Below are 15,246 nucleotides of genomic sequence, written 5' to 3' on the forward strand. Positions count from 1 at the left end.
GCCGCTACAACGCCTGCGATCGGGCAAGCAAGAATTGGAAACATTGTCTGGGTTTCTCACCGGATAGGCATCGCGTATGATAAAGCGATTAAAACGATAAATTATTTTTCGGAGCCAATGTGATTCACTCTGAACATGACGATTTTCTCTTACAGCGTCAGCAGCAAGTTATTTCTGCAGCCAAAGTTTGTTTTAGTCGCTCCGGATTTCATGGCGCCAGCATGGCGGACATTAGTCGCGAATCAACGTTAGGGGCAGGGCAAATATATCGTTACTTTAGCAGTAAAGAGCTTATTGTGACGGAAACAATAAAAAGCATCGCGCAGAATTGGCGCCTGTTTTTAGTACAATATTTACCGTCGCAACAATCGACGCAGGATATTATCAATGCCGATTCGCCTTTCTGGCAGCATTGGCCGAGTCAGGACCGGAAATTATTACTGGAAGTGTATTCTGAGGCGTCGCGTAATGAATCAGTGCGTGCCATTCTTGCTCAGCAAGAGCAATTATTACTTGCTGAGTTAGAGGCTATTTTTACCGCGCAACAACCTGATATCGACCCAACACAGCACGCCAATCGCATTCAGTTTTTATTGCTGCTGGTGGATGGCGTAGCCTGTCGCGCCTTCGGCGATAGCGACCTTGATCACAATGAAATGCTGCGGGTGAACGGCATTCTCAGCCAGCATCTGTTCGGCTGAATCTACACCGCACCGTGCGGATAGACGTCATTCACCACCGCATTGAAAAATGGCATAAAGCCCGGCGCAATGTCGCGCTGCTTCATGCAGCGGCGAATAATGATGCCGTCAATAATCAGCGACATCACATATAAACGGGTGTGAATGGCATTGGCCTCCTGCTCGGGATGCAGCGCGTGCTCCTGAGCGATAAAGTTATTTTTGAGCTCATGCCAGGCATCGAACATAATTTGTTGGATGCGATTATTGCGCGTGGCTTCAGACGACACTTCCATCAGCAGAATAATACTGTTTTCCACTGCCGCCGGCACAATATCTTCCGCTTCGTGATAGTGCCCTTTCATATGCGCGATACGTTCAAAGTCGGCATTCAGTAGCATGATCATCCGCTGTACCACACTGATGACTAATGCCTCAATGATCGCGTCTTTATTTTTATAATATTTATAAATTAAACCGATGCTGACGTCGGCCTGACGGGCAATATTCTGAATCGACGTCTGGTGAAAACCTTTTTGCCGCATGCATTGTTCGGCGGCGGCCAGGATCTGTTCGCTACGGTTCATGATTATTACCCTCACAAAATTGAGCGGTTATTTTACGCAATTAAATCTGTGCTGGCGATGAATAAAAACATTACCAAAACCTTATTATTTCAGCACTTGACCGTTATTCAGTTTTTTTGATTTAAGCGAGCAGTTTTTCCTGCTGTTCATGCTTTTCCAGACCACTATGATGGAGGACTAAGAGAATTTATCGAGGCATAACACGATGAACATCCTGCGCGCTCAACGCGATCAATTGTTTGAATACGGTCCTTTTACCATTCGTCGCCAGCGTCCCGATGAAGCGTTTGGAGCGCTGGCGATCGTCGATCAAATGACGCTGCAACTGGATGCTACTATCCCGCTGCATTCGCATCAGGATAGTGAGATTTTCAGCTACGTTTGGCGCGGTTCGTTGCTGCACAGCACCGAACAGGGTGAAACGCATTCCCTCAACGCTAAACGTGCGTTGCTGCTGAGTGCCGGTAGCGGGATGCGTGTTGCCGAGTCTGCACCTTTTGTCGCAACCGAAATGCTGCAGGCGACCATTCGTCCAGCGCAAACCGGAGGTGTTCCGCAGGTCAATACTTTTACTCGCGTGGACGGTGCGGCGGTAAACGCATGGACGTTGCTGGCAGGGCCGCACGGCAGCGCGGCACCGCTGGCGCTGAATCAGGCGGTATACATTTATGACCTGAAACTGGAGCGCGGCAAACAGGTGGAGGCGCCACAGCGTGCAGGTTATTCCAGCTGGGTTACCGTGCTTGACGGTATTGTGCGTATGGGTGATGAACGATTGCACAAAGGCGATTCTGTGAGCGATGCCGCGGCCTTGCCAGCGCTGACGGGAGAGAGGGATGCAATGCTGATTGCGTTTCTGGTGCAGAAGGGCGAGTGAGGTCGCCATGAATAGCGTAATGCCGATCAGTTAGGCAATGAGCCACTTTCGTTCGCCACAGGCTGGGGCAGTTTCAGTACTGCCGTGCGGCGACCGAGCAGAGAGCGCCTGGCCGCGCCCTCTGCACTCCCGGGCCCTGCGCCAGCCCAGCCCGCCGCTACGCGGTGCCTTCACTCGCTCACGATTCCTGACGGACCGGCGGCGATTCGCTCCTGCTCAGCGCCGCCTCTCGCCGCATCCCTGCGGCTCGCCCTGGAATCCCTCGCTCGCTCAGCGGGCTGGGATGTCGCCTCAACCCCCACGCTGTAGCAATGATGCACATTATTTAGCCATCATCGCTGTTACGCCTGCATAACGCGTTGTGAAACTGCCTGATATTTGGCGGGCGGAACCTCTGCGGTGTCAGTACACCGCTCAGCGCAGGCTCAAGTGATGAGCATTACGCCATGAATAGCGACCCTGCGATAATTTCGTAGGGTGCGCATTCATGCGCACCAGGCAATTCCTCCACATAACATCGTGTTATCATCGTTCGCTTAAACTCTGGAGGAGGGTAATTCAATGAAAAAGAAAGAGTTCATTACCCAGGATTTGCTGAGCAAAATTTATCAGGAAGAGACTTCCGCACCGCGCAAATTACCGCCTGAACGCCAGCTGGCCGAAGAGTATGGCGTATCGCGTTTCACTATCCGTCAAGCACTGGAGAAGCTGGTCAGTATCGGGGCGGTGCGTATCGTGCAAGGATCAGGCATCTGGATTAACGAGACGGTGCGTAATAACCCGCTGGTTTATAATTCGATCACTGAAAAGCGCTTTGATCAGATGCATTACCGTTCAATCAGCCTGCGTAAAAGACGCCCGAACAGTGACGAGCAACAAATATTCGCCATTAACGACGACGCCTTTATCTGGGAGTTTTCCCGCCTGCGCTATGTCGATAATGTGGCGGTTCAGATTGAAATATCGCGTATGCCAGCTACCTTATTTACCGATCTTAACGGTGACATGATTGAGCGCTCGATACAGCAATATGTATTGTCCAAAGGCTACCATATCTCACATTTACTCACCAGCTATCGCGCGATTAGCATTGACCGCGAACAGGCGACGCTACTGGGTTGTAAAAAAGGCAGTCCGGCGATGCACATTATTAATCGTGGAATTTTGCAGGGCGGGCAGGTATATGAAATCAGCGACATCATTGATATTAACTACACCTGCACCTATCTGATTCCGCATAACCCGGATAATCTGCGTTTCCGCCAGCAACAGCGCTAACTTACGGTGTGTGAATGGTGCCATCTGGCAGGCGACTTTGCGTCCATTCATGCGGACGATAAACCACCGGATGTTTTTCCGCTAACGCTTGATCGAAGTCGACCCCAATACCTGATGCTTGCGGCGGATAGAGATAGCCCTTTCTAATTTCCGGCGCGCCAGGGAAAATGGCATCCGTCAGCGCTGAGCGCGGAATAAATTCCTGAATCGCCGCATTGTGCAGATGAATATTCAGATGCGTATTGACCGCTACGCCAATTGGCGTCATATCGCCCGGTCCGTGCCATGCCAGCCGCACGCCAAATGCCTGACATAACGCAGCCAGTTTCAACGCCGGCGTAATGCCGCCAATCTGCGAAACGTGACAACGAATAAAGTCGATGCGACGATTCACAATTAACGCGTGCCATTCCGCTGGGTTATTAAATAATTCGCCTAACGCTAACGGCACCGCACTTTGCTGACGCAGCTGCTCCAGCCAGCCGGTTTGTGTGGGAGGAAGCACATCTTCAAGGAAATAGGGCATATACGGCTCAAGCTGTTTTACCAGCTGAATGGCCTGCTGTGGGAATAAGCGTTCATGCACGTCATGCAGAATTTCAAAGCGATGACCGTATTTCTCTCTTAACGCACGAAACATCTCGACCGTATTGGCCATGTACTCTTGCTGCGAGTAATAAGCGCCGGACGTGCTATTTTCCGGGGCATTGAGTGCTTTAGGCGTTCCGCCGTAAAAACCCAGCTGACAGCGAATATGGCGATAGCCTTGCTCTAATGCGTTATCAACTGAGGTATAGAGTTCCTCCAGCGTTTCCCCGCTGGCGTGTGTGTAAGCTGCAATCGCATCGCGCGCTTTACCGCCCCACAGTTGATATAACGGCATATCGGCTAACTGCGATTTAATATCCCATAACGCCATATCAACGCCCGAAATGGCATTGTTGGTGACCGGCCCGTTACGCCAATAGGCGTTAACGTTCATCATCTGCCACAGGTCTTCAATATTGTTGGCATCGCGTCCAATTAATAAGGGTGAAAGATACTCATCCACCATGGTTTTAACCGCTAAGGGACGCTGTTGAAAGGTAGCGCAGCCGTGACCGGTAATTCCTTTATTGGTGGTGACACGTACGGTAATCAGATTATGGCGATCGGGGCGAGTAATAAAACACTCAATAGTTTCAATAAGGGTTGGGGTCACGAGAAATACTCCTGTCGTGCAGTGACTGCACGCAATATCAAGGCATGTTGATAAGCTATTTTTGGCGTAACATTACCGGGTTTTTATTGAGACGCAAACCCTTTTTCAGATAATAAATATTGGTCAGATAAATAGAGTGTTTGCTGTAAAAAAACAGACCAATTCGGCATTATAAAACTCAAAGCACCTGTTGCGACGGGTTTTGTGATCGCAGTCATGATTTATTGGTTTGTTTTGTTCGGTGGCATTTATTACCATCCAGTGCAGATTTCATCAGGCTGTTTTTCTTCCCTCAGGAGCACGTATGGGAACGCAGGAAGTAATAAAAAATATAATTCACTTAGTGGGTGGGAAAAATAATATCAATAAAGTCTGGCATTGCATGACGCGCTTGCGCTTTGACCTTATTGATGACAATAAAGTTAACCAGGGCGAAATTAAAACCTTGCCCGGCGTGCTGGGCGCGCAAATGCAGAGCGAACAATTTCAGATTATTATCGGTCCCAAGGTCAATAGCTGGTATGAGCAAATCGTTCCGGTCTTAAATAACGATGATGTGCAGCCCGCGCAAAACGAGAAAGCGCGCAAAAGTCTGATATCGCTGTTTATGGATACCGTATCGGGCGTATTTGGTCCGATTGTTCCCGCCATTGCTGGCGCAGGGATGATTAAAGGTTTGCTGGCCGGATTGGTGGCGTTACAGCTGGTTTCGGCCAAAAGTGACACGGTGATGGTGATTGATTTAATTGCCAGCGGCGTGTTCTATTTCCTGCCGTTCTTTTTAGCGGTCTCCGCCGCCAAAATCTTCAAAACCAACGAGTATTTAGCCGCTGCTGTGGCGGCTTGTTTAATGTATCCCTCTTTAATTGACGCGGCCAAATCGCTGGCGGCACATCAGGAGGGCGCAGTAAGTGCATTCTGGTTAATGGGCGTGCTGCCGGTTTCGGTGTTCAATTATGCCTCCAGCGTTATCCCGGTGATTTTCTCTATTCTGGCACTCAGCTATATCCACCGCGGGGTGGACCGTATTATGCCTGAGGTGTTGAAAACCGTATTTACCCCAACCTTAACGCTGTTCCTTACGGCACTGACCGCGTTAGTGGTGATTGGCCCGATGGGTATTTGGCTCGGTAAAGGTCTGGCGCTGTTTATTGAAGGCTTATTCAGTATCTCAGCCAGCTTTGCAGGATTGATTGTGGGTGCCATTCGCCCGGTTGCGGTGCTGACCGGCATGCATCATGCGATGACACCGATTGCGCTACAGAACTTCAGCGATCGTGGTTATGACATGTTGATGCCGATGATGTTTATGGCAAATATGTCGATTGCGGGCGCGACATTTGCCATCTGGACATTAACTAAACATCGTCAGGATAAAGTGGTTACCCTTTCAGCCGCGATTTCAGCGTTATTAGGTATCACCGAGCCGGCGCTGTTTGGGGTATTAACGCGCTATAAAAAAGCCTTTATCGCTGCTACGGTCTCCAGTGCGCTGGCTTCTGCTTTTATTGGATTCTTTGGTGTCCGTTTATATGGTTACATTCTTTCCAGTATATTTAGTTTGCCTGCCTATATCGGGCCGTATTTTATCTGGGCCGTTTCCGGCGTCGCCATTGCCCTTATCCTGTCTTTCAGCCTGACGTTAATATTGGTGGGCAAGGAACCTGATTTGGTTGTGCAGTCAGAGAAAAGTTGAGCGCTGCATTCAATGAGCGCACACACCGTAGCAGCGCAATTAATCGCGCAAACATTGCGCCGCTACAATGCCCGCGCGGGATGATTACTGACACACGTTACGCCATCAATCGTGGCCCACGTTTTAGCTCACGCTACTCACTAGCCAGCTTTCCAGCTGGCTCAGTTCATTAAGCTGCTCAGGATATTCCGCTTTCAATTGCTCCAGGTGCGCCAGCATGGTTTCCGGGCGATACACCGCACCTTGCAGGCGTAACGCCAGCGTTTCTAATGGCGAGGGATTCAGGCTATCGGTGAAAATTTGGCAGCGAGAAATCACGCCGCGCTCCACATCAAAGTGAATCTCTACGCCGCCCCAGACAAAGCGCTCATTTAGCAGATGTGAGAAGTCCGGTGCGTGACCAAAATTCCATTCCCAGCTGCTTTGACGTGCAAACTGCTGTTGAAAACCGGGCAGGTCAGGCAAGGCGCTGGGCGAGATATGCTCCGGTTCGCACTGTTCCTGGTAGTAAGCGAAATAGGCGGCAATCACCTCGCGGCAAATCGCATCAAAGCTGATGCCTGGCACCAAATCGGCTATGTTGGCCACCCGCGAACGCACCGAGGAAATCCCTTTCGCCTGTAATTTTTTGATGTCCGGATTGAGGTAATCGGCGAGACGCGAAAGGTCGGCATCCATTAAAAATGTGCCGTGGTGAAAGCCGCGATCCGGCGTTTCACGGTAGGCAGAACCGGAGATTTTGCGCACCTCGCCATCAACGTTCACCACGATATCGTTGCGGCCAGAGGCTTCAGCTGGGATGCCAAGCTGCTCTAACGCACGCAGGATAATCGCCGTGGACACCGATTTGTCGTATTCCGGTTTGCCAGCCATAAAGGTGAAGCAGCAGTTGCCTAAATCATGAAATACCGCACCGCCGCCGCTGCTGCGTCGTGCTAATTTAATGCCGTCTTCTGCCATCCGCCGCGTATTGCACTCTTTCCACGGATTCTGGGCACGCCCAATGACCACCGTTTCGGCATTCTGCCAGAGAAACAGTACGCGCTGTGTTGTCGGCATCTGGCGAAAAATACACTCTTCTACTGCAAGGTTAAACCAGGGATCGTGTGAGTCAGAGATTAACAAACGTAAGGTGGACATCATTCCTCCAGTTCCATGAGAAAGGGCAAGCGGGATAGATTACGCTTAAGCTGATCGAAAGGTAAGAAACAGGGCGAGCATTTCATTTCAGTAAAAAATAATCTTAATGCTAGACGACTGGTCTATTAGCTGTTAGTTTGAACTCAAGCGCTAGACGACTGGTCTAGTTAAGGTGTCAACATCCATTAAGCAGGAGATTTACAATGAAGATTCTTATGGTACTAACCTCACACGACCAATTGGGTAACACCGGACGTAAAACCGGTTTCTGGCTGGAAGAACTGGCCGCGCCTTACTACGCCTTCAAAGATGCCGGCGCAGAAATTACGCTGGCATCACCAAAAGGCGGCAACCCACCGTTAGATCCTAAAAGCAATGAGCCCGATTTCCAGACAGAGCAAACGCATCGCTTTGAAGCGGATAGCGCAGCCACGGCGCAACTCGCCTCCACCGTTCGTCTGGACAGCGTATCCCCAGCCGATTTCGACGCCGTGTTTTATCCAGGCGGCCACGGCCCACTGTGGGATTTAGCCGAGGATCAGCATTCCATCGCGCTGATCGAAGGTTTCCTGGCCGCAAATAAACACGTCGCCTTGGTCTGTCATGCACCGGGCGTGCTGCGTCACGTCAAAACGCCAGAAGGAAAACCGCTGGTTGAAGGACGGAAAGTCACCGGCTTTACTAACAGTGAAGAGGAGGCGGTCGGCTTGACTCAGGTCGTGCCTTTCCTGGTGGAAGACGAACTGATTGCAAAGGGCGGTGTTTATTCAAAAGGCGCGGACTGGAGCTCCTATGTCGTCAGTGATGGCCTGCTGATTACCGGTCAAAATCCAACCTCTTCAGCAGAGACGGCGCAACAATTGATTAAGCAACTGGCTCAATAAAAGTGCTATGAAGGCAAAACCCCGCTGGGCGGCGGTGGCAATGGAAAATTGCGCGTTGATTTCGCAGCGGGAACGGTTAGGGCGGAATGCGCCAACAGTACCGTGACGGAATTAAACGTAACCCTGCGATTTTCACGTCACAGCCCAGAGGGCTTGCGGCCTTCATCGTAAAAGCGGCATACAGCTTATCGCAGTGATAAATGCCTGAGTGTCGCATAGACGACTGGTCTAGTATTTGGTAATCTAACGCTATGACTACTTCATCTCAATTGCACAGCAATGAAATCCGCGATCACATCCTTGCCACCGGCCAACGCATTATGGCTGGCAAGGGTTTTTCTGCGGTTGGATTAAATGAAATCCTCACCGATGCCGGTGTGCCGAAAGGCTCGTTTTATCACTACTTCAACTCAAAAGAAGCTTTTGGCGTCGCGATGCTGGCGCGCTATTTTGAGGATTATCTGGCCGAGCTTGATAGCACCTTAAGCCAGCCGGGCTTTACCATGGCGCAGCGCCTGATGAACTACTGGCAGCTATGGCGTGAATCGCAATCGTTCTCCGATTGTCAGGGCAAATGTCTGGCGGTGAAGCTGGGCGCGGAAGTCGCTGACTTATCTGACAGCATGCGAGCCACGTTACAGACAGGCACTGCAGGCATCATCGCGCGACTGGCGGAAGCGTTAGAAGCGGGGATTGAAGAAGGTTCGCTGGCTATCGATGATAAACCAGGCCGTGTGGCGGAAAGCCTGTATCAGCTTTGGGTTGGCGCCAGCGTCATGGTAAAAATCGTGCGCAATACCAGCCCGTTTGATTCCGCCATGTGCATGACGCAAAAAATCATTCGTATTACCGCGCAGTAAGAAGGGCGTCCCGCCGGGACGCCGCTTCACTCTCACAGAATCGATTTCGCCGTTTTAACCACGTTTTCAACGGTGAAGCCAAACGCTTTGAACAGCTGATCCGCCGGCGCTGACTCACCGAAGGTGGTCATGCCGACGATCGCGCCGTTCAGGCCGGTGTATTTGAACCAGTAATCTGCGATTCCCGCTTCAATCGCCACGCGCGCCGCCACCGCTTTCGGCAGCACGGATTCACGGTACGCCGCGTCCTGCTTGTCGAAGGCGTCGGTGGAGGGCATGGAGACCACGCGCACCTTGCGGCCTTCTGCCGTCAGCTGCTCGTAAGCGCTCACCGCCAGTTCCACTTCCGAACCGGTGGCGATCAGGATCAGCTCCGGCGTGCCGCTGCTGTCCTTCAGCACGTAACCGCCGCGCGCCACGTTAGCCAGCAGCTCAGCGGTACGATCCTGCTGCGCCAGGTTCTGACGCGAGAAGATCAGCGCCGACGGGCCGTCAACGCGTTCGATGGCGTATTTCCACGCCACCGCCGATTCAACCTGATCGCACGGGCGCCACAGGCTCATGTTTGGCGTCACGCGCAGGCTGGCCATCTGCTCAACCGGCTGGTGCGTCGGGCCATCTTCGCCCAGACCAATGGAGTCGTGGGTGTAGACCATAATCTGACGGATTTTCATCAGCGCGGCCATGCGTGCGGCGTTGCGCGCGTACTCGACGAACATCAGGAAGGTGGCGGTGTACGGCAGGAAGCCGCCGTGCAGCGCCAGACCGTTGGCAATCGCGGTCATACCGAACTCGCGCACGCCGTAATGGATGTAGTTGCCCGCCGCGTCTTCGTTGATTGGCTTCGAGCCGGACCACATGGTGAGGTTGCTTGGCGCAAGGTCAGCGGAGCCGCCCAGGTATTCCGGCAGGATTTTACCAAAGGCTTCGATCGCGTTCTGCGAGGCTTTACGGCTGGCGATTTTCGCCGGGTAGGCCTGCAGCTGCTCAATGAACTTCTGCGACTCGCTGGCCCAGTTTTCTGGCAGCGCGTTGTTAACGCGACGCTTGAACTCCGCGGCCAGCGCCGGATGCGCAGCGGCGTAGGCGGCAAACTTTTTGTCCCACGCGGACTCTTTCGCCTGGCCGGCTTCTTTGGCGTCCCACTGCGCGTAGATGTCGGAAGGAATTTCAAACGGACCGTGGTTCCAGCCCAGCTGCTTGCGGGTCAGCGCAATTTCATCGGCACCCAGCGGTGCGCCGTGCGAATCGTGCGTACCGGCTTTGTTCGGCGAGCCGAAGCCAATCACGGTTTTGCACATCAGCAGCGAAGGCTTGTCGGACACCGCTTTGGCTTCTTCCACCGCTTTCTTAATCGCGTCGGCGTCGTGGCCGTCCACGCCGCGCACCACGTGCCAGCCGTAGGCTTCAAAACGTTTGGCGGTGTCGTCGGTGAACCAGCCGTCGACGTGACCGTCGATGGAGATGCCGTTGTCGTCATAGAAGGCCACCAGTTTGCCCAGCTTCAGGGTGCCGGCGATGGAGCACACCTCGTGCGAGATGCCTTCCATCATGCAGCCGTCGCCCATAAACACGTAGGTGTTATGGTCTACGATGTCATGACCCGGACGGTTGAACTGCGCCGCCAGCGTGCGCTCAGCGATGGCGAAACCGACCGCGTTAGCGATGCCCTGACCCAGCGGGCCGGTGGTGGTTTCAACGCCCGCGGTGTAGCCGTATTCCGGGTGGCCTGGCGTTTTAGAGTGCAGCTGACGGAAATTTTTTAATTCGCTTAGCGGCAAATCATAACCGCTCAGGTGCAGCAGGCTGTAAATCAGCATTGAGCCGTGACCGTTCGACAACACAAAGCGATCACGGTTAGCCCAGTTGGGATTGCGGGGGTTGTGCTGCAAAAAATCGAGCCACAAGACTTCAGCGATATCCGCCATGCCCATCGGGGCGCCCGGATGCCCCGAATTGGCGTGTTGTACGCCATCCATGCTCAAAGCGCGAATGGCGTTGGCTCTTTCCCGGCGTGTAGACATACAGTTCTCCAGAGGTGCGACGTCGGCGCTTATTTAGCGTGGGATACTTGTTCGTAGTAACCGATCTTCTCAACTTTGGCGGTTGAGCCACCACCTTCAAACTCCGATGCCAGCCAGGCATTGACGATATTTTTCGCCAGCTCAGGCCCGATAACGCGTGCGCCCATAGTCATGATCTGCGCATTGTTGCTCTTGCGAGCACGCTCGGCAGAGAAGGTGTCGTGACACTGCGCCGCACGCACGCCCTCTACCTTGTTGGCGACAATCGCCACACCGATGCCGGTGCCACACAGCAGAATGCCGCGCTCAAATTCGTTTTTCTGAATGGCCGTGGCGAGAGCAAATGCCACATCCGGGTACATCGGACGGTCGTTTTGCGCGTCATTGGTGTAATCCGTTACCACATAGTCTTTCTCTTCCAGCAGCTTTTTAATCACGTTTTTCAATTCGATAGCCGCATCATCGGCGCCAATTGCGATCGTTTTCATCGTCGTTCTCCAGCAGGGTTTGCAATGACGCCTGCACGTTTGTTCAGCAGGCGAGAAGATGTTCATGGTTAGCGTGCCATAAAATCAATCATATGTTCAATGGTTGTTCATATGAATTGCAGCCGGAATCGCATATGAAACCCTTCCTGATCCCCGTGAGAGGGCCGCTGCCCGCGCTTATGGGCGTAATAATCCGATAAATTGACCAAAATCAAATCTCATGAGCCTGCTCACACTTTCGCGTGTTGCAGTTGAGAGATGCACAATTATCCGTGTAGTGTTCATATGTTCGCATGACTATACCAATGTACAAGAAGACCCATCGAGGACTCGAACATGTGTCATTTACACCGTACCTCTCAGTACTCCTGCAGCCAGCGCTCCTTTGGCGTTTGGTCAACACCACATAAAGAAATGATCACTCACGCACGTCGTGGAGGTGCGTTATGAACCAACAAACAATGACGGCGGTGGAGCAATCCACCATCAGAAAAATCTCCTGGCGCCTGGTGCCGTTCGTGGCGCTGATGTTCTTCATCAACTTCCTCGATCGCACCGCGATTTCGTTTGCCGGCCCCAATGGCATGACGCAAGACCTTGGCCTCACCGCGCTGCAGTTTGGTCTGGCGTCGGGCATCTTCTTTATTGGCTACATCTTGCTGGAAGTGCCAAGCAACCTGGCGCTGCATAAGTTCGGCGCTCGCCGCTGGCTGGCGCGCATCATGATCAGCTGGGGCATTGTCTCGCTGCTGTTCACCTGGGTGAGCAGTGTGGAAGGTTTGTATACGCTGCGTCTGCTGCTGGGTATCGCCGAAGCTGGCTTCTTCCCTGGTGCGATTCTCTATCTCAGCATGTGGGTGCCGGGCCGCCATCGCAGCAAAATCCTGTCGCTGTTCTATCTTGCCCAACCGCTGACGGTGGTGTTCGGTGCGCCATTAGCCGCGTCACTGATTCAGCAGCACGGCCTGTTTGGCATGGAAGGCTGGCGCGTGATGTTTATGGGTGTCTCGATTCCCGCGATTCTGATTGGCATCGCCGCGCTGTTTTGGTTGGTGGACTCGCCGCGTCAGGCTAAGTGGCTGACCGCTGAAGAGAAGACCTGGCTAACGACAGAACTGGAAGCCGAACATCAGCAGAAGCAGGGCCATCAAAAACACAGCCTGCGTTCGGTGATGGGCAATGGCCGCGTCTGGATGCTGTGCCTGATTTACTTCGGCTTTATTTACGGCCTGTATGCGCTGGCATTCTTCCTGCCAACCATCATCGCCGGCTTCCAGCAGCAGTTTGGCACCACCTTCAATGTGATGCAGAAAGGACTGATTACCGGCGTACCGTATCTGATCGCAGCGGCAGTGATGTTCTTCTGGTCGAAAGATGCCACGCGTCGCGGCTGCAAAACCTGGCACATCGCTATCCCGGCGCTGGCAGGCGGCATCAGCGTACCGCTGGCGCTGTATATGGATTCGCCCTTCACCACCATCATGGTGATTGCGATTACCGCCAGCGCGATCTTCGCCGCATTGCCAAACTTCTGGACCTTACCGACGCAGTTCCTGACCGGCGCATCTGCCGCCGCAGCGATTGCACTGATCAATACCGTAGGAAACGTAGCGGGCTTCTCCGCAGGCTACATCACCGGTGCGCTGCATGACGCGACCAACAGCTATGCCTTGCCGATGTTTGTGGTGGGTGGATTCATGCTGCTGTCAGCCTTACTCATGCTGTTACTTAACCGCCGTCGCTCGCCGTCGCAGCCGACCTCTTTAGCTCAGGAGCATTAATATGACGTACCTGTTTAACCAACCTTCAGCCTTTGCCGCTGAGCTCATTGAAGGCTTTGTCGCCGCTAATGCCGATAAAGTCCGTCAGGTTGCCGGAGGCGTGGTGCGCAGCACCCGCAGTCAGCAGAATACGGTGGCGGTGATTGTGGGCGGCGGGTCCGGCCACTATCCGGCATTCGCCGGGTTGGTTGGACAAGGTCTGGCACACGGCGCGGCGATGGGTAACTTATTCGCTTCACCGTCGGCGCAGCAGATCTACAACGTGGCACGTGCGGCGCATAACGGTGCGGGCGTGTTGCTGATGTTCGGTAACTACGCCGGGGATGTGCTGCACTTCGGCCAGGCGTGTGAGCGCCTGCGGGCAGAAGGCATTGCTTGCGAAGTGCTGGCGGTGACGGACGATATCTCCAGCGCGGGTAAAGATGAGCTGGAGAAACGTCGTGGTGTGGCTGGCGATCTGTGCGTGTTCAAAGCCGCCTGCGCTGCCGCCGAAGCGGGTCACGATTTATCACAGGTACTGCAACTGGCGCAGCACGCCAATCAGCGCACGCGCACTTTTGGCGTGGCATTTTCTGGTTGCAGCCTGCCGGGTGCCTCACATCCGCTGTTCGAAGTGGAAAAAGGGCGTATGGCACTGGGTCTGGGGATTCACGGCGAGCCGGGGATTAAAGAGACCGACATGCCGAGCGCGGATGAGTTGGCAGAGATCTTTGTGGAGCGTTTACTCAATGAACGGCCAGCCGATATTCCGCAGGCCGACGGTCAGCGGGTGGCGGTGATCCTCAACGGCTTAGGCTCGGTGAAATATGAAGAGCTGTTTGTCGTCTACCGTCGTGTCGCACAACTGCTTCAGGCTGCCAGGCTGCAGGTGGTTGAGCCAGACGTCGGTGAGTTTGTCACCAGCTTTAACATGGCCGGTGCATCACTGACGCTGATGTGGCTGGACGATCAGCTGGAGACCTTGTGGCGCGCGCCGACCAATACGCCAGCTTACCGCAAAGGTAGCGTATTGGTTGCCGAACCGTTGAGCGCCGCTGAGCTTGTTGAAAGCACTGAAGAAGCCTTGCCAGCAGCAACGGCCGAATCACAAGAGAGCGCGGTACGCGTGCTGCAGCTGCTCGAATCAGTGGCGCAAATGTTACAACGTAACGCTGAGCGTCTTGGTGATATCGATGCGGTGGCCGGTGATGGCGACCACGGTATTGGCATGGAACGTGGCGTGTTGGGCGCGGTAGAGAAAGCGCGTGAAGTCGCCGCGCGTGGCGCCGGTGCGGGCAGTTTGCTGTGCCGTGCGGCAGATGCCTGGGCGGATAAAGCCGGCGGCACATCTGGCGCGTTGTGGGGGGTGGCGCTCACTGCGCTCGGTACCGCGCTGGGCGATCGTCAGGTGCCAGACGCACAGCGTGTGGCAACCGGTGTACGTGAGGCGAAAGAAGGCATTATGCACTTTGGTAAAGCGCGCGTCGGCGATAAAACCATGGTTGATGTGCTGGTGCCCTTCAGCGACACCCTCAATGAGGCGGTTGCCGCAGGTGCCTCGTTAACCGACGCCTGGTTAGCAGCAGCGCAGGTGGCCGATAAAGCCGCACAGGACACTGCCCAACTGGTACCGAAAATGGGGCGTGCGCGTCCGCTGGCAGAAAAAAGTGTCGGCACGCCGGATGCCGGGGCCATTTCGCTGGCGTTAATCGTCAATACTGTCGGCGATCTGCTAAAAGAACACAGTGCATCTGAACAAGGAGCTTGAAGC

13 protein-coding genes are annotated in these 15,246 nt (G+C 53.7%); 8 read left to right on the plus strand and 5 right to left on the minus strand.

What is annotated here, in order from left to right; all coding sequences use genetic code 11:
* The first annotated feature begins 119 nt into the window (after positions 1-119).
* Entirely contained in the window at positions 120-701 is a 582-nt protein-coding gene (locus ACRQ84_RS05150; protein WP_483817352.1) for a TetR/AcrR family transcriptional regulator, read from the plus strand.
* Between the two features lie 2 nt (positions 702-703).
* Here ACRQ84_RS05150 and ACRQ84_RS05155 read toward each other — a convergent pair whose 3' ends face one another.
* Positions 704-1,267, minus strand: a complete 564-nt coding sequence (locus ACRQ84_RS05155; protein ID WP_483817353.1) for a TetR/AcrR family transcriptional regulator — start codon at positions 1,265-1,267, stop codon at positions 704-706.
* 205 nt (positions 1,268-1,472) lie between these two features.
* Between ACRQ84_RS05155 and ACRQ84_RS05160 the strand changes: the two genes are divergently transcribed.
* Positions 1,473-2,144 carry a pirin family protein gene (locus ACRQ84_RS05160; RefSeq protein WP_483817354.1) on the plus strand — a complete coding sequence of 224 codons (672 nt, stop codon included), beginning with the start codon at positions 1,473-1,475 and terminating at the stop codon, positions 2,142-2,144.
* A 561-nt stretch (positions 2,145-2,705) separates the two neighbouring features.
* Complete coding sequence (locus ACRQ84_RS05165; protein ID WP_483817355.1) at positions 2,706-3,422, plus strand: GntR family transcriptional regulator; 717 nt, start codon at positions 2,706-2,708, stop codon at positions 3,420-3,422.
* 1 nt (position 3,423) lies between these two features.
* Here the strand turns inward: ACRQ84_RS05165 and ACRQ84_RS05170 are convergent, their stop codons facing one another.
* Positions 3,424-4,623 carry an enolase C-terminal domain-like protein gene (locus ACRQ84_RS05170; protein ID WP_483817356.1) on the minus strand — a complete coding sequence of 400 codons (1,200 nt, stop codon included), beginning with the start codon at positions 4,621-4,623 and terminating at the stop codon, positions 3,424-3,426.
* 304 nt (positions 4,624-4,927) lie between these two features.
* Here ACRQ84_RS05170 and ACRQ84_RS05175 point away from each other — a divergent pair, with 304 nt between their 5' ends.
* Positions 4,928-6,319 carry a PTS transporter subunit EIIC gene (locus tag ACRQ84_RS05175; protein ID WP_483817357.1) on the plus strand — a complete coding sequence of 464 codons (1,392 nt, stop codon included), beginning with the start codon at positions 4,928-4,930 and terminating at the stop codon, positions 6,317-6,319.
* Between the two features lie 123 nt (positions 6,320-6,442).
* On the opposite strand, the gene ACRQ84_RS05180 is transcribed toward ACRQ84_RS05175, so the two are convergent.
* Entirely contained in the window at positions 6,443-7,459 is a 1,017-nt protein-coding gene (locus ACRQ84_RS05180; protein WP_483817888.1) for a lipoate--protein ligase, read from the minus strand.
* A 203-nt stretch (positions 7,460-7,662) separates the two neighbouring features.
* Between ACRQ84_RS05180 and ACRQ84_RS05185 the strand changes: the two genes are divergently transcribed.
* Positions 7,663-8,343 (plus strand): type 1 glutamine amidotransferase domain-containing protein, encoded by a 681-nt coding sequence (locus ACRQ84_RS05185; protein WP_483817358.1) that lies wholly within the window; start codon positions 7,663-7,665, stop codon positions 8,341-8,343.
* A 251-nt stretch (positions 8,344-8,594) separates the two neighbouring features.
* Entirely contained in the window at positions 8,595-9,203 is a 609-nt protein-coding gene (locus ACRQ84_RS05190) for a TetR/AcrR family transcriptional regulator (RefSeq protein WP_064741182.1), read from the plus strand.
* Positions 9,204-9,235: 32 nt separating this feature from the next.
* On the opposite strand, the gene tkt is transcribed toward ACRQ84_RS05190, so the two are convergent.
* The gene (gene tkt, locus ACRQ84_RS05195; RefSeq protein ID WP_483817359.1) at positions 9,236-11,227 is read right to left on the minus strand and encodes a transketolase; all 1,992 of its coding nucleotides are present in this window, start codon (positions 11,225-11,227) and stop codon (positions 9,236-9,238) included.
* 29 nt (positions 11,228-11,256) lie between these two features.
* Positions 11,257-11,715 carry an RpiB/LacA/LacB family sugar-phosphate isomerase gene (locus ACRQ84_RS05200; protein ID WP_064738648.1) on the minus strand — a complete coding sequence of 153 codons (459 nt, stop codon included), beginning with the start codon at positions 11,713-11,715 and terminating at the stop codon, positions 11,257-11,259.
* 446 nt (positions 11,716-12,161) lie between these two features.
* Between ACRQ84_RS05200 and ACRQ84_RS05205 the strand changes: the two genes are divergently transcribed.
* Both ACRQ84_RS05205 and ACRQ84_RS05210 read left to right on the plus strand, forming a co-directional pair.
* The gene (locus tag ACRQ84_RS05205) at positions 12,162-13,496 is read left to right on the plus strand and encodes an MFS transporter (RefSeq protein WP_064738649.1); all 1,335 of its coding nucleotides are present in this window, start codon (positions 12,162-12,164) and stop codon (positions 13,494-13,496) included.
* Between the two features lies 1 nt (position 13,497).
* Positions 13,498-15,243, plus strand: a complete 1,746-nt coding sequence (locus ACRQ84_RS05210; protein ID WP_483817360.1) for a dihydroxyacetone kinase family protein — start codon at positions 13,498-13,500, stop codon at positions 15,241-15,243.
* The last annotated feature ends 3 nt before the right edge of the window (positions 15,244-15,246 follow it).

Source organism: Pantoea sp. E2023-21, assembly GCF_051302795.1.
Taxonomy (GTDB): domain Bacteria; phylum Pseudomonadota; class Gammaproteobacteria; order Enterobacterales; family Enterobacteriaceae; genus Pantoea; species Pantoea ludwigii_A.

Coding starts and splice junctions, on each gene's coding strand:
- ACRQ84_RS05155 (WP_483817353.1), bottom strand. CDS start 1,267: ATGAACCGTAGCGAACAGATCCTGGCCGCCGCCGAACAATGCATGCGG.
- ACRQ84_RS05160 (WP_483817354.1), top strand. CDS start 1,473: ATGAACATCCTGCGCGCTCAACGCGATCAATTGTTTGAATACGGTCCT.
- ACRQ84_RS05180 (WP_483817888.1), bottom strand. CDS start 7,459: ATGTCCACCTTACGTTTGTTAATCTCTGACTCACACGATCCCTGGTTT.
- ACRQ84_RS05200 (WP_064738648.1), bottom strand. CDS start 11,715: ATGAAAACGATCGCAATTGGCGCCGATGATGCGGCTATCGAATTGAAA.
- tkt (WP_483817359.1), bottom strand. CDS start 11,227: ATGTCTACACGCCGGGAAAGAGCCAACGCCATTCGCGCTTTGAGCATG.
- ACRQ84_RS05210 (WP_483817360.1), top strand. CDS start 13,498: ATGACGTACCTGTTTAACCAACCTTCAGCCTTTGCCGCTGAGCTCATT.
- ACRQ84_RS05165 (WP_483817355.1), top strand. CDS start 2,706: ATGAAAAAGAAAGAGTTCATTACCCAGGATTTGCTGAGCAAAATTTAT.
- ACRQ84_RS05190 (WP_064741182.1), top strand. CDS start 8,595: ATGACTACTTCATCTCAATTGCACAGCAATGAAATCCGCGATCACATC.
- ACRQ84_RS05175 (WP_483817357.1), top strand. CDS start 4,928: ATGGGAACGCAGGAAGTAATAAAAAATATAATTCACTTAGTGGGTGGG.
- ACRQ84_RS05185 (WP_483817358.1), top strand. CDS start 7,663: ATGAAGATTCTTATGGTACTAACCTCACACGACCAATTGGGTAACACC.
- ACRQ84_RS05205 (WP_064738649.1), top strand. CDS start 12,162: ATGAACCAACAAACAATGACGGCGGTGGAGCAATCCACCATCAGAAAA.